Origin of the sequence: Bacillus sp. UNCCL81, from assembly GCF_900112535.1 — a bacterium.
In the GTDB taxonomy this organism is placed as follows: Bacteria; Bacillota; Bacilli; order Bacillales; family Bacillaceae_G; genus Gottfriedia; species Gottfriedia luciferensis_B.
In genome coordinates, this window is the sequence record NZ_FOMF01000002.1 from 1,159,592 (window position 1) to 1,174,543 (window position 14,952).

Sequence of the window (14,952 nt, forward strand, 5' to 3'; positions counted from 1 at the left end):
TTGTGCTTTTGTTTAGCCACGTGTCCCGAAACCTTACTGATTCTCCTCTTGTCCACTGCATATACAGGGAATTTTTAGATAATATACTGAAAACTGTAGAGGATAAATAAAATATTAGTAGTATCTAATCTATAGCAGTTACTAATCATTGGGAGGAAAAAACTCATGAAGAGTTTTACGAAGCAAGAAAATAGTTGGATTTTCTACGATTGGGCCAATTCAGCTTATTCTATTATTATTAGCACTGCCGTATTCCCTCTTTTTTATAAAGCTTCTGCTTCAAAAGCTGGAATAAGTGCTTCTGATTCTACTGCTTATTTAGGTTATACGATCGCAATTTCTACATTCATCTTAGCTATGTTAGGTCCAATCCTTGGAACAATTGCCGACTATAAAGGATTTAAAAAGAAGCTATTTTCTTTCTTTTTTACTCTCGGTGTTTCTTTTACTGCACTACTTACATTTATTCCTAATGATAACTGGCTCTTACTTTTGATTTGTTATACGATTACAGCTATTGGCTTTGCTGGTGCGAATGTATTTTATGACGCTTTTTTAGTAGATGTAACGTGCGAAGAACGGATGAATAAGGTATCCGCTCGAGGCTTTAGTCTAGGATATATTGGTAGCACAATCCCATTTATCATTAGTATAGCTTTAATCGTATTAGCTCAAAAGGAGCTAGTTTCAATTTCAACAACTCGTGCAAGTCAAATTGCCTTTCTCATAACCGCTGTCTGGTGGGGCATTTTTACAATTCCTTTGTTTCGAAACGTTCGTCAAAATTTTTTTATTGAACCAGAACTAAATCCTGTATTAAATAGCTTTAAGAGGCTAGGAAAGACCTTTAAAAATATCCGACAATATCGTGCTTTATTTATATTTTTACTTGCATATTTCTTTTATATTGATGGCGTTGGAACGATTATTACAATGTCAACAGCTTACGGAACTGACCTTGGAATCAGTTCAACCAATCTATTAATTATTTTGTTTGTCACACAGGTTGTAGCTGCTCCATTTGCAATTATTTACGGAAAACTTGCAGATAAGTTTTCAGGTAAAATCATGCTTTATGTTGGAATCATTATTTATATGATTGTTTGTATATATGCTTACTTTTTAAATTCCACTTTAGACTTTTGGATTTTAGCTATGCTTGTTGCCACATCTCAAGGTGGAATCCAAGCTTTAAGTCGTTCATACTACGCAAAACTTGTACCTAAAGAAAAATCAAATGAGTTTTTTGGCTTCTATAATATTTTCGGTAAATTTGCATCGATCATGGGACCATTAATAGTCGGCTTGACAGCTCAACTTACAGGTCATTCTAATATGGGCGTATTTAGTCTAATTATTCTATTTGTTATTGGTATATTCTTTTTAACTCGTGTTTCTGAACCTAATAATACTGAAGTAGCGAAAACTACAAATTACTAAAAAGAGAGAGAAGGTTGTCCTAAGGGGCCCTGTAAATGTTCAAACTTATGAAAGATAAGCCAGATTAGCAAAGTTTTCTTCCTTAATACACTAAAACATCAGGCCAGTTTTACATGCTGTTAAAGAAAAGATTGAAAAAGAGAGTGTTTACTAATTAACACTCTCTTCTTTCAATCTAACTTCGATGTTCAACTAAGTCAATTGCACCTAATACAATATGGGCTAGTCCAAAACCAAAAACTGTATTTGCAATCATTTTATTGGTTCCTCGTTTTTGTTTTAAAGCATAACCAGTAGCTGTTACAGCAGAACCTAAAACTGTTGGAATTAAACCTTCACGAATATTCATATAAGTTTACCCCCACATCGAAGTTTATGATGTAATTTACACCATAATTTTAGTATCGGCTATAATAATTCTATGTATGTAAGATTTCAAATAGCAACATGAATAAATCCAATTAGGTAATGACTTAAAATTTTCATAAAATTGAAGTCCATTACTATTTTACTCTTACAAGGTTATAATTTTAAGAAGAAAAAACCTATCTTACCACAAGGATTAAGATAGGTTTAATTTACAATATGAACATAATTCTTTATAGGCTCTTAATTTTTAAACAGTTCAAACTTGCATTATCGTCTTGTTTATTTTATAACACTATTCCATTTTTGCTAAATTACTTTAATTTATTTGCTTCAAAAAGATTTATTTGAATTGGCGCTGTAAGGTAATCTTTTGCTTTTTCAGCAAACGCTGTAAAATGAGCACTTGTATTATGTGCAGTAACAGCATTTACATCTTTCCAAATTTCGACCATGATGAATTCATTTTCTCTATCCGTTTGTTTTGTCAAATCGTATGAAATATTACCTTCTTCTGCTCTTGATAATTCTAAAAGTGAAGTCATTTCCTCTAAAAATTTAGCTTCTTTTGTTGAATCAATTGTCATTTTCGCATGAATAATAATCATAATATTTACCTTCTTTTCAATGTGTTTTTTTATATTATTTTTTATTTCCACTCTGCTACACGTTCAACTGGTAAACGAACAGAATTGTATCCTGCATCAACAGCTTTACCTATTGATATCAACATAACAGGAACATATCGGTCTTTATCCATACCGAATGCTTCTGCAATTTTGTCTTTTTCGAAGCCACCGATTGGACAAGTGTCATAACCATAAGAACGAGCAGTTAGCATAAATTGCATTGCTACCAATCCACCATCAATTAAAACAGTATCTTTCATTTGCTCTGTAGTACTGTTTGCAAAGAAACCACTAAGTGTTTCTAGTTGCTTCTCTTTAACGTCTGCTGGCATATAACCTAATTCAACTGCACGACCATATATTTCTTCAGCATAGTCAAAATTATTTAAGTCCCCAAATAGTGCAATCATCGCAGAAGAAGTTTCAACTTGTGATTGATTAAATCGAGCTAATGGAGCTAATGTAGCTTTTGCTTCATCACTTTCAATTACTAAGAATCTCCACGGTTGCATGTTTACTGAAGAAGGAGCTAAAGTAGCTGTTTCTATTATTTCATGCATTTCCTCCACTGGGATTTTAACATTTGGATCATATTTGCGGATTGAGCGTCTTCCTTTTAAAATTTCGTTAAAATTATTAGTTAATGTTGTCGTAGTCATTGTTGTATTCTCCTCTTTACTAATTTTTTTCGTATTATTTAGTTTCTCGATCAGAATTAATTCGGTTCATATTTATTTGTATACGGTTTAAATATTCAAGCGTTAAGTCAATTTCTTCTTCGGAAAAGCCAATAAGCATGTTCTCTACAAACTCTACTTTTTCCTTCCATAAACTAGACATTTGATCTTGTCCCATTTGTGTTAATCTAACTAACGTTATTCTGTTATCAGTCTCACATTTTCTTCTAGTGATCTTTCCATTTAACTCAAGTTGTTTTAAATGTCTAGTAATTGCAGCACTATCAATCTTTAATGTTTTTTGAAGCTGAGATTGACTAATTTCACCGTACTCAAACAATTGATTCAAAATTTCTAATCGTGATTGACTAATCCCCATACATTTTTCAAATGTTATTTCAATTTGAACTTTTAATTCTTTTAATAATGATAGTACTTTTGTTTCTTTTGTATTAGGCACGCGTTACCTCCCAAAAAATATGATGAAATTTTATTAACAGTTAATAATCATTGAGCTATCAATAATTGACGGGTCAACCATTGATATGTCAATTAATATACACCTTAGTCCTACATGAATCAAGTACAAAATCAAAATTTTATTTTGTTATAAATTTCAGATGATTCAATTTCATTTCTTTTTGATTGTTTTCCAACCCTACGATATTTAGAAGGAAACTAATAAATTCACCATCCTTAGTTACTTGTTTCCTTCTTGATAATTTTTTTAGCATTAAGTAAATCGATATTTATAATTTAATTAGTAAAGAAAAATTTTATTTTTATTAATTTAAACGGTAAATAGAAAAAGCTAAATATGTAGCAAAAGTAGTCCAAATAGCATAAGGAATTAATAGTACTGAGGCTACTATGGAATAAGGTAACGTAAATAGAATGATTAATCTGCTGTAGCTGCTACAATTAAACAATCAACGGCTGCTAAATCAAGTCTCTTTCTTTTAAATTGAAAATAACTAAATGCCTGGTTACTTATATAATTTATTAACCAGATAAGTAAAAAAGTGAAAGGAGTATTCATTAGACCTACCTTGTAATTTACAATTGCTAGTGACAGTGCAATTAATAGATAGAGCACACCCCACACGATTCCAAATAATTTACTAGGGGAGTCCATACAGGTTTTTTTAACATGGTATACCATTTAAGATCAATTGGAAATAATAATCCAGACAATGCAAATAACATTAACGTTAAAAAAAATATCAATATTGAACTCAAATCACTTCCCCCCAACACTTGTTTTCTTTATTATTTAGTCTGTTTAATTTTATTTTTTAGTATAGACTTTGCCAAGGTAATGATTTTAAAACAAAAAAAGAGTACTTTTTTAAAGATACTCTTTTAAGGATTTAGCTTTTTATTATAAATTCTTATCTTTACTAGCTCTCTCAAGCATTTTGCTTTAAATTTTTCGATATATGGTAGAATAAGAAAAAATTTGCGTGAATATTGAGATTAAAACAGTGATAAATTCTTAACGTATTTCTACATTTATAGGATTAATATCTAACGAAACGTTTACTACACTATAATCATCTTTTTGACCATCCTTATACGTCCAGTACCCATTCGTTTCAGCTGTTTTTCTAAATGATAGTTCAAATCCTTTATCATCATTAAAACTATAGCTATGTACTTCTTTTGTTTGATCATTATCAACTAAATTATATGCTAAGAAATTTTTTAATAACACATGAGGAGAAAATACTCCTGTGTAAGGGGCTACTTTTGAGTCATAATATTCAAATCCTTTTGTTGATGACTTTAAGTTACTTATGCTTACCTCATTTGTTAATAAATTAACATGATCTCCAGGTGAAATAACTGAAACAATAACATTTTTATACTTATTTGGCATATTTTTATTTGCTTTTACTTTCGATAAATCAATAACTGTTAATCCTCCACGACCAACTACATCGACTTGATGTTTTTGGTTATTTACAATCATAGCCGTGTCTTCATCAACGCCATATGCTAGTTGATTTTTCTTTCCTTTTTCATTTGCTGTCACTATTAAACGTCCTAACCTAGCTTTCTTATCAAAATGCTGATCGACAATTCCATCTTGAAAGAAATTCAATCCTTTTTCTAAGTAAACTGGTCCACCTTCCTGTTGTTCCATATCATTATAAGACTTTGTAAATCCATATCTCAAAGCCCCATAACTGTCTCCTCCAGCTATCATCGTATTGCTCATAATAGCTGCACCTGCACTTGTTCCACCTATAACAGCACCATTTTCGTAAATCTTCCATATAGCATCTAAAACTTTTGAATTTGAACCATTTTCATTTAATAATGATGAAGTAATTAAAGTCTGGTCTCCACCAACAAACCAAATACAATTTAATTTACTAATCTTTTTAACCAACTGATCATCGTTCATATTGTTAATCCACTGCTTTTCGTCTTCTGGAGTACCTTTAAAATCATGATTAGAAATTGGTAGAATCTCGATAGAATCTTTTTTAACTCCATATTTAATTAAATCTTTTGTAAAATCATTCGAAGAAGTCAGTTTTGTACTCGCCGCAGGGATGATTCCTACTTTTGCATTTTCAGGTCCTCCTGCAAGTTCAATCAATTTATTATAAACTGCACTATTACTGCTTCCCAACGCTCCACCGACAATGACTAAATTCCCTTTTATAGGTCCTTCGCTTGTATGATTGGAAACATTAAAATCTGATTTCTTAAAGTCCATTTCCGAATCTTGTTCACTAAATCCAAATTTTCTAGGATGAATATCCATTGTTACATTTTGAATAGAATAATCATCTTTTTGTCCGTCAGTATACTTCCAATAACCATTTGTATCCTTTGATTTACGAAAAACTATTTCGTACCCTTTGCCTTCTTTATCATATAGATATGATTTTATAGCCTGCGTCGATTCGTTATCAACAAGCGAGTAAGCTAAATAATCTTTTAACTTTCCATAGGGAGTCAGTAACCCGGTATTTGGTAATGCTTGAAAAGAGTAATACTCATATCCTTTTGTTTCATATTTATCTTTAGAAAAATCAATCGCATTAGAAACAAAATGGATCTTGTCACCTTGAGCTAAGTAGTTAATTTTAATATTTTCTAAATTCCCATTTCTTTTTGCTTCATTTACATCGATCACTGATACACCACTACGTCCTATAACTTCTATTGTTTTTTCTTTGTTGCTTACAACCATTGCAGTGTCTTCGTCAATTCCATAAGCAAGATTTCCATCATTTTGATACTGGATTGCTGTAATTGCTAATCTAGCAAAGCGGGCTCTTTCATCCATATGCTGATCAACTATACCTTTTTGAAAGAAACCTAGTCCTTTTTCAACTGACAGAGGTTCATACTCTTTTCCTTCTCCTTGATTTTGATTTTTTTCATAATATCCTTTTAATGCACCAAGGCTATCTCCGCCTGTTATCATCGTATTGCTCATTATTGCAGCTCCAGCGCTCGTCCCACCAATAACTGCACCATTTCGATAGATATCCCAGATTTCTTGTAAGACTATTGAATCTTTACCTTCTGATCGTAATGTATCGACTATACGTTGTTGGTCTCCACCTACGAACCAAATAGCAGTCAGCCCTCTTATTTGCTTTGCAATTTCTGAACGATTCGCATTATCCTTCCAATTAGACTCATTTTCATCTGTATCAGAAAAATCATGATTTGATAAAGGTAAAATCTCTACTGATTCTGGACTTACACCATAATTTATTAAATCATGTTCAAAATCTAAAGAAGATTTTAATTTACCGCTAGCAGCAGGAATAATGCCGATTTTCGCCTTTTTAGATCCGGCCAATTCAATAAATTTTTCATACACTACTTTATTCGAAGAACCTAACCCACCGCCAACAATGACAAGGTTTCCTTGAATATCTTCTTGTGAACTTTGAGCCCTTACGTAAGATAACCCTGATACTGAAAACGTTAAAATAAAACTAACCAAAAATGTAATAAATTTTTTTCTCATACCTTAACCCCTTTACTTATTTTTTAGCTTACTTCTGAATACAAGCAAGTTTTATACCAAAAATAAGTAGATTGACTAGACAAGGTTTCAATACTATTTATTCAATTTAAAAACTATTTTTGGGTGAATAATTACAACCAATTCTAACCAAATTGTAACTATTTAGAAAACTTAAAGAGATTTATTTTTCATGTTAGCTTTTAGAAGATGCAAATAGTCAATTCCAATAGTAGTAATCTTCGTACCCGCTCTACCTCTTCCTTTTGTTATCAAGCCCTTATTCCCCATAATTTCTAAACGAAGTCTAATTTGCTGTGGAGATAAGTATCTACCTTTTTCCTCACTCGAGTTGGATATAAGGTCTCTACTTGCTGCTTTACCTAAATCATTACAGTTCTTTATTGTTTCAAGAATTGTAACAGATTCTTCAATTTCAAGAACACTTGTAGGAAGTTCAAATTGATCTGAATCTCTTTTTGGTTGTTCCCTGTTCTCTGTATAGTTATAATGAGGAAAGTCATTTCGAGAAATCGTATTTCCTTCACAAACAGTAAGCATATAATCAATAACTGATTTCAATTCCCTAATATTACCTAACCAATTTAAACCCATTAATTCATTTAAAGCTTCTTTCTCAATTGAAACCCCTTTTCCACTTTTAGAGATAAAGTGTTGGACAAGCATCGGTATGTCTGTTCTTCTTAAGCGTAAAGGTGGAATGATGAGATTTAAGACATTTAATCTGTAATACAAATCGGAACGGAATGAGCCGTCTGAGATTTTATGATGGATATCTTTGTTAGTTGCAGCAATGATGCGAACATTAATAGGAATGATTTTTCTGCCACCTATTCTACGAATTTCTTGTTCTTGGAGAACACGAAGTAAATGCGATTGAACATTTAAGCTGATGTCACCTATTTCATCTAAGAAGATAGTTCCTCCATCAGCAATTTCAAAAAGGCCTTGTTTCCCACCTTTTTTTGCTCCAGTAAACGTACCATCTTCATAACCAAATAGTTCACTTTCTAGTAAACTTTCAGTAAATGCACTACAATTTATGGCTAAAAAAGGGCCGTTTTTTCTGTTTGAATGTTTATGGATTGCGTGTGCAAAAAGCTCTTTACCTGTACCCGTTTCACCTTGAATTAAAATAGGATGCTCTGCCTTTGCAAGCTTTGTTGCGATCCGTTTACATTCTAAAATTGCGTCATCCTCACCAATAATATCCGCAAAGTCATATCTTGCATAAAAACCTTGCTTTCTAAACTCTCTCTGTGCTGTTTTTTCTATTTCAAATGCTTGATTAACACTCTTAAAAGTAGCAACGATCCTGTCATCTTCATGACTATACGTTCGGTAGATAACAATATCAATATTGTCTATCGAAAAGAATTTAGATTCATCTGTACCATTTAAAATAAAGTCCCTTATATTTTGTTCCTTAATAATCTCGTCTATATACTTACCTTCATAGTTACTTTTAATTAATTTAAACAACTTAATAATCCGATCATTTAGTACGGTTATTCTTTTATATCCATCAATCGCTAAAATTCCATCATCAACCGTATTTACAACACTTTGGATATGTCTATTTACTTTCTTTACACTTTGATCTGCATTGAAAAGTTCTCTATGTAATTCAATAATATTGCGTAAATACTTTTCTGAAATTAATGTTGCTATATTGTCGTTAAAATGAAAATATTCTACAATGTGTAAAATTGTAGAGATATCAAAAAGTCTTACGCCGATATCCAATACATGTTTTATATATGACGGACTTAAGTGAGTTTCACCTGGTGAAACCGAAAAATTAATATCTGGATAATATAATTGATCACTTTTAAATGGAAAATACTCCAAATGATTAATCCCCAATTGGTACAAGGACTGAATAAGTTCGACTGTCGATTGAAAATCATCATTAACTACAAGAACTTTTGTCCCCTCCTCAATTCTCAATAATTTGTCTACATTTTCATGATTAAGTGTTCTTTTCCCAACTATGATTTGTTTAGCACTTAATTGTGCAAATTTTTCAGTTTCAGCTTTTACTGCCTCTGACGAAAAAAGTATAATTTCATCCTTAAATGATTTATGTTCTCCCTCGTCAATTGCATATGAGTTAATCGTTATGTATTCTTCTAGCAATTGAGTAAGTTGACTAGACAAAGCTTGTCTTGTTTTTGAACTGCCTGTGATCAATGTTAGTGAATTTTTCATCTTTAATTTCTCTCCATATTTGATAAAATTGGTTTTATTATAGCACCAAACAAACCAAAAAGAACCAATTAACCTGAAGAATCTATCAAATTTTCTTAAAAATAAGACATTTAAAGTTGGCACACAACTTGCTTATAGAATGTTATAGCCATTTTAATAGATTTTGAGAATTTAAATTTGGGAGGGAATATTTGGAAGCGTTTTATTTATCAGATTCTATTAAACTTAATTAGCTACTTAATCATTAAAAGGAGATGGATCTATGTCACAAATTCACGCAAATAAAATGACACCTAAAACAAAAGTTATGAAAGAACGTAAAATTAATGTTTTTGCATTACTTTTAGTAATTCTATTAATCGCAACAGCTCTTACTTACGTTTTACCTACTGGGGAATACGCCCATATCGACGTTGACGGACATTCATCAGTCGATCCGAATTCATTTAAATCAATCGCTGCTACACCAGTTGGCCTCTTCGATATGGTAAAAGCCATTCATTCGGGTATGGTAGAAGCAGGTAATATCATTTTCTTCGTTTTAATAATTGGAGGATTTTTTGGTGTATTAAGTGCTACTGGCACAATTGAAGTGCTAATCTCAACAATGGCTAGAAAACTTGCTACTAGAGAAAAGTTATTAATTCCTATTATGATGCTGTTCTTTGCAGTTGGAGGTTCCTTAATGGGAATGGCTGAAGAAACTTTAGCTTATATTCCACTTCTGGTTCCGTTAGCACTTGCTTTAGGATTTGACACTATGACAGGAACTGCAATCGTATTAGTTGGAGCATCAGCAGGTTTTACAACAGCGATTATGAATCCGTTTACAGTTGGTATAGCTCAAGGAATCGCAGAACTCCCTACATTTTCTGGTATGGGCTTTAGACTTGTCCTATTTGTAGTTGTTTATTTAATATCTGTTATTTTTATTTATCGATATGCTATGAAAGTAAAGAAAGATCCTAACATAGGATTCTATGGAAAATATTCAATTGAACAAACTAACGATCTATTAACTTCTAAAGCTAAATTATCTTCTAGACATAAATGGATTTTAACTGCGTTTCTTATAAACTATATTATTTTAGCTTTTGGCGTTATTAAATATCAATGGTACATTACTGAAATTGCTTCTTTATTTATTATCTTAACGATTGCAATTGGAATAATTGGAAAATTATCAATCGATGACGTTGTTAAATCATTTACTGGGGGATCTGCTTCTTTAATTAGTGGTGCTCTTATTATAGGTGTATCCCGTGCAATTCTAGTCGTTTTAAATCAAGGACATATCGTTGATCCAATGCTTCACGGAGTATCTGATGTCATTAAACATATCCCTGCTTCTTTAAGTGTAATCGGGATGTATAATTTCCAAGCAGCTATTCACTTTATTTTAGCTTCAGGTAGCGGTCATGCCATGTTAACAATGCCAATAATGGCACCATTAGCCGACCTACTAGGAATTACACGACAAACTGCTGTTCTATCATTCTCTTTTGCTGATGGTATTGGTAATATTATTTTCCCAACAGCAGGAACTTTAATGGCAGGTTTAGCAATTGCAGGGATCCCTTGGACGAAATGGGCGAAATGGATTTTCCCATTAGTATTCGTTCAATATATTATTGGTTTAATCGCTGTTGTTATCGCACATTTAATGAACTACGGTCCTTTTTAATGAATTAACAAAGGATTTAGGAGGAGAAAAAAGTTGTTAACCTTAATAAAAAACGGTCAAGTATACACACCACACTCTATTGGCAGAAAAGATATTCTTTTAGCAGGTGGAAAAATTGAAATGATAGCAGATCATATCTCCATTCCACCAGAGTTTCTTTCCTGCGATGTCATAGATGCCTCCAACTCTTTTGTTGTACCAGGTTTTATTGATTCACATGTACATATCATTGGAGGTGGTGGTGAAGGCGGTTATAAAACACGTACTCCAGAACTAATGCTTACTAATGTTACTACTGCTGGTGTTACTACAGTAGTCGGTGTATTAGGTACAGACGGTACAACAAGAACAATGGAGAATTTGCTTGCTAAAGCACGCGGTTTAGAAGAAGAAGGGATTACTTGTTTTATTCACACTGGTTCTTATCAAATCCCTGTAAAGACATTAACAGAATCGATTCAGAGCGATATTATTCTAATTGATAAAATTATTGGAGTTGGTGAAATCGCTATTGCAGACCACCGTTCTTCGGAACCAACTATTGAAGAACTTGCAAAGATTGCATCTGCTGCACGTAATGGAGGCATTTTATCTGGAAAGGCTGGCATCTTAGAAATCCATGTTGGTGATGGCAAAGATAAACTTTCACTTCTCCATCAACTAGTTGAACAGACGAATATTCCAATTCGTCAGTTCCACCCGACTCATATTAATCGGAATGAAGAATTGTTTAAAGCTGGTATTGATTATGCTCTTAAAGGTGGATTTGTAGATTTTACTACAAGTACGATCCCTCAGTTTTTAGAAGAAGGCGAAGTAAAGTGTAGCAAGGGACTACGGGTTATGCTTGAAGAAGGGGTTCAGATTGAGTACATAACTTTTTCATCTGATGCCCAGGCAAGTCTTCCCTTTTTTGATACAAACGGAGACTATTTGGGACTTCAAATAGGAAAAATTTCATCCCTATATCAAGAAGTAAGAGATGGAGTAATTGATGAAGGAATCCCATTAGAAGTAGCATTACAAGTAATTACTTCAAATCCAGCACAAGTGCTAAAACTACCACACAAAGGTAATATTAAACCTGGTAACGATGCTGATCTTGTCATATTAAATCAAGATACTTTAGAAATTGAAACAGTAATTGCACTTGGGAAAAAGATGGTTGAAGAAGGTATTCCGGTTGTAAAAGGCACTTTTGAATAACACATTTCAGGAGGTATTAATGATGAAATTGAAGTACAAGTTTAAGATTTCAATCGTATTATCATTAGTTTTAGTATTTTCGTTAGTATTTGGAACTTCTTTCTTACAATCTGAAAAAAATGTTGAAGCTGCAGCTGCACCAAAAGTATTTTTAATGGGTGGTGCAATTGATGATAGTAATGCAGAAATTTACAATGCACTAAAAGCTGCAACTGGCAAAACTAATCCAGTAGTTGCAATTGTATGTAGTGCAGCTACTGACTATACAACTGCATTAGACGCATACACCAATGATATAACAGGTCACTTATCGTATAAAAATTTATTTACTCGTTATGGTTTTACACCTGTATTTATACCTGTGGCAGTTGATAACTATACAACAGAAGCTTATAAGCAAAGTAATATTGATCTAATTAACTCAGCAGACGTTATATTTTTTAACGGTGGTGATCAGTCCCGTCATGTAAGAAGTTTACTAAAAGACGATGGAACTCCTACCCCACTTTTTGCAGCAATCCAACAAAGAGCAGCAACTGGAGCTATTATTTCTGGTACGAGTGCTGGAACTGCTGTCCAAAGTCCGAAAACTTACGGTGAAGGTGTCAGCTATGGATACTTATATTACAACCGTTTATTGTCTAAAAAAATCAGTGACATCTCACTAGCAGATTCTTTATATCCGGATAACGGTGGATATACAACAGGTTTTGGTTTTGTAAACGCTGCAATTGATACTCATTTCGATGCAAGAGGTCGCATAGGTCGAATTCTTTTAGCTGAAAGAGACTTAGGTCAAAAAGTAGGCTATGGAATTGACGAAAACACAGCACTTTATTTGAACGGTACTACTGGTAAAGTTTATGGTGAACATGGCGTTTTCATAGTAGACTCAACAAATGCAACTTACGGAACTGCAGCATCTTTTACTGTAAATAATGTAAAAGTAAGTTATTTAACAACTGGTGATTCTTATAATACAAGTACAAAATCAATTACATCATCTAAATCATTAATTACAACACCATACTATTCGACGATTCGAGATTCTTCGGATATATTTTCAGCGTATGAAACAACTACGACAATTACAAGATTGGTAGATACAAATGTTTCTTATTTGTATGGTGATAGTTATGAATCAGGTCCTAAATTTACGTTAAAGTTTATAAAAGACGCAAACACAAAAGGATACTATAGCAATAGTAAATATACTGTTAGTAATGTTGTACTGAATGTAAGTTATTAACTTAAAGTAACAAAAAGAAGATTTACTAACGTAAATCTTCTTTTTACGCTGTTGAAAAACAACCTTGTCAATTAAATTACCAAATTTTCGTAAAGGAGTAGTTTGATGTTGATTTCCACTACAGGATGCTCGCTTTCCATGGGGCGAGATTCTTTAGCCTCCTCGGCAAGCCTGCGGGGTCTCAACCTTCCCGCTAATCCCATAGGAGTCGAGCACCCCTTTAGTTCCAATCAACTTATTCATCAAAATAAGTCTGCAATAAACCCTAATCAAATAGCCTTTACTCAGAGTAACCTAACTGTTGTGTAATAATCAGCTTGTAGGTCAACTAATATCGAACTTTAATTAAACAAATCAACTGAATTTGTCTTTCTAAAAATTAGCTCATAGTATTTTAACTTCTGAAAAAAACTTTACTAGTGATTATTAGAATTATGAAATTGCTCAAAATATTAACATTTAAAACAATTAATAAATCATCCAAAAATGATAATTTCATTATAAATAAGTTCAATTTAATGTCCGTTTTCCCTATTGACCATTTTATATTTCAACACTCTGAAAAAGAAGATTTACTCAACGTAAATCTTCTTTTTTTAATCATCTAAGCATTTCCAAATGAAATGAATTAATTGTTCGGTCATCTCTTTATTTGTGGAAAAAACTTATTTTTGATCTACATCTTGATACAATTTATTCTATTGGAATATGCAAATCAAAAATAGGTTAATCTATCTTTGTTTAGATCTAGTTATAAGGAGAATCAATAATGAAAATAGGGATTATTGGGAATGGTCAAATCGGGAATGTTATTGCAAATAGATTGGTAACTTACAATCATGAGATTACATTTGGAGTTAGAAATTTAGAAAGTAATCAAAAGGTTAATCCTATTTTTAATTATGTAGAAACGAAAGATATTGCAATTAACAACGAACTAATTATTCTTGCTGTACCGGGTAATGCTGTAGACAGTGCAGTTAAAAACATCATAGAAATAGATGGAAAAATAGTAATTGATTTGACTAACCCTATCGGTGAGGGTTTAAAGTTAACAAGAGGTACTACTACTTCAAATGCTGAAGAAATACAAAAAATAATCCCTAAAGCAAAAGTAGTTAATACATTAAATACAGTTGGACTAAAAAAAATGATTGATCCAACGGTTAATGAAGAAAAGATAACTATGCTTATAGCAGGAGATCATGATAATGCTAATTTAAAAGTGTCAAACCTAATTGCAGAAATTGGTTTTGATCCATTAATAGTTGGTAAACTTTATTTCTCAAGATATTTAGAGCCTTTTGCTATGATTTGGATTGAAATGGTTAGAGTGCAGGGCATGAACCCAAATACTGGAATAAAATGGATGCGTTAATTTAAATAGTAATTTATATAAAGGAATGAGTCGTTTTTATTAAAAACGACTCCCTTTATTATGTAAAAGCATAATAGGATGGAACTTGGAACCA

At 32.3% G+C, this 14,952-nt stretch carries 11 protein-coding genes and 1 pseudogene; 5 read left to right on the top strand and 7 right to left on the bottom strand.

What is annotated here, in order from left to right:
* The first annotated feature begins 165 nt into the window (after positions 1 to 165).
* A complete protein-coding gene (locus tag BM319_RS05790; protein WP_091021627.1) occupies positions 166 to 1,440 on the top strand; it encodes an MFS transporter in 1,275 nt (424 codons plus the stop codon).
* A 175-nt stretch (positions 1,441 to 1,615) separates the two neighbouring features.
* On the opposite strand, the gene BM319_RS05795 is transcribed toward BM319_RS05790, so the two are convergent.
* From BM319_RS05795 to BM319_RS05825, 7 genes and pseudogenes are all read right to left on the bottom strand, one after another.
* The gene (locus BM319_RS05795; RefSeq protein WP_025671792.1) at positions 1,616 to 1,789 is read right to left on the bottom strand and encodes a hypothetical protein; all 174 of its coding nucleotides are present in this window, start codon (positions 1,787 to 1,789) and stop codon (positions 1,616 to 1,618) included.
* Positions 1,790 to 2,120: 331 nt separating this feature from the next.
* Positions 2,121 to 2,414 carry a putative quinol monooxygenase gene (locus tag BM319_RS05800; protein WP_091021629.1) on the bottom strand — a complete coding sequence of 98 codons (294 nt, stop codon included), beginning with the start codon at positions 2,412 to 2,414 and terminating at the stop codon, positions 2,121 to 2,123.
* A gap of 41 nt (positions 2,415 to 2,455) precedes the next feature.
* A complete protein-coding gene (locus BM319_RS05805; RefSeq protein WP_091021631.1) occupies positions 2,456 to 3,094 on the bottom strand; it encodes a nitroreductase family protein in 639 nt (212 codons plus the stop codon).
* 34 nt (positions 3,095 to 3,128) lie between these two features.
* Positions 3,129 to 3,572, bottom strand: a complete 444-nt coding sequence (locus BM319_RS05810; protein ID WP_286143686.1) for a MarR family winged helix-turn-helix transcriptional regulator — start codon at positions 3,570 to 3,572, stop codon at positions 3,129 to 3,131.
* A 325-nt stretch (positions 3,573 to 3,897) separates the two neighbouring features.
* Positions 3,898 to 4,318, bottom strand: a pseudogene (locus BM319_RS05815) (TspO/MBR family protein).
* 289 nt (positions 4,319 to 4,607) lie between these two features.
* A complete protein-coding gene (locus BM319_RS05820; RefSeq protein WP_091021633.1) occupies positions 4,608 to 7,112 on the bottom strand; it encodes a cyanophycinase in 2,505 nt (834 codons plus the stop codon).
* 171 nt (positions 7,113 to 7,283) lie between these two features.
* On the bottom strand, positions 7,284 to 9,341 hold the full coding sequence (locus tag BM319_RS05825; protein ID WP_091021635.1) for a sigma-54 interaction domain-containing protein: 2,058 nt from the start codon (positions 9,339 to 9,341) through the stop codon (positions 7,284 to 7,286).
* 262 nt (positions 9,342 to 9,603) lie between these two features.
* Here BM319_RS05825 and BM319_RS05830 point away from each other — a divergent pair, with 262 nt between their 5' ends.
* The 4 genes from BM319_RS05830 to BM319_RS05850 all read left to right on the top strand — a co-directional run bounded on the left by BM319_RS05830 (position 9,604) and on the right by BM319_RS05850 (position 14,858).
* Positions 9,604 to 11,025: a YfcC family protein gene (locus BM319_RS05830; protein ID WP_069032297.1), complete on the top strand. Its 1,422-nt coding sequence runs from the start codon at positions 9,604 to 9,606 to the stop codon at positions 11,023 to 11,025.
* A 33-nt stretch (positions 11,026 to 11,058) separates the two neighbouring features.
* Positions 11,059 to 12,231 (top strand): beta-aspartyl-peptidase, encoded by a 1,173-nt coding sequence (gene iadA, locus BM319_RS05835; RefSeq protein WP_091021637.1) that lies wholly within the window; start codon positions 11,059 to 11,061, stop codon positions 12,229 to 12,231.
* A gap of 22 nt (positions 12,232 to 12,253) precedes the next feature.
* Entirely contained in the window at positions 12,254 to 13,480 is a 1,227-nt protein-coding gene (locus BM319_RS05840) for a cyanophycinase (RefSeq protein WP_091021639.1), read from the top strand.
* Between the two features lie 769 nt (positions 13,481 to 14,249).
* Positions 14,250 to 14,858 (top strand): NADPH-dependent F420 reductase, encoded by a 609-nt coding sequence (locus BM319_RS05850; RefSeq protein WP_091021643.1) that lies wholly within the window; start codon positions 14,250 to 14,252, stop codon positions 14,856 to 14,858.
* Positions 14,859 to 14,952 lie beyond the last annotated feature (94 nt).

Bases quoted from the DNA above. Each gene is read 5' to 3' on its own strand.
- BM319_RS05800 (WP_091021629.1), bottom strand. From the start codon at position 2,414: ATGATTATTATTCATGCGAAAATGACAATTGATTCAACAAAAGAAGCT.
- BM319_RS05825 (WP_091021635.1), bottom strand. From the start codon at position 9,341: ATGAAAAATTCACTAACATTGATCACAGGCAGTTCAAAAACAAGACAA.
- BM319_RS05805 (WP_091021631.1), bottom strand. From the start codon at position 3,094: ATGACTACGACAACATTAACTAATAATTTTAACGAAATTTTAAAAGGA.
- BM319_RS05820 (WP_091021633.1), bottom strand. From the start codon at position 7,112: ATGAGAAAAAAATTTATTACATTTTTGGTTAGTTTTATTTTAACGTTT.
- BM319_RS05795 (WP_025671792.1), bottom strand. From the start codon at position 1,789: ATGAATATTCGTGAAGGTTTAATTCCAACAGTTTTAGGTTCTGCTGTA.
- BM319_RS05850 (WP_091021643.1), top strand. From the start codon at position 14,250: ATGAAAATAGGGATTATTGGGAATGGTCAAATCGGGAATGTTATTGCA.
- BM319_RS05830 (WP_069032297.1), top strand. From the start codon at position 9,604: ATGTCACAAATTCACGCAAATAAAATGACACCTAAAACAAAAGTTATG.
- BM319_RS05790 (WP_091021627.1), top strand. From the start codon at position 166: ATGAAGAGTTTTACGAAGCAAGAAAATAGTTGGATTTTCTACGATTGG.
- BM319_RS05840 (WP_091021639.1), top strand. From the start codon at position 12,254: ATGAAATTGAAGTACAAGTTTAAGATTTCAATCGTATTATCATTAGTT.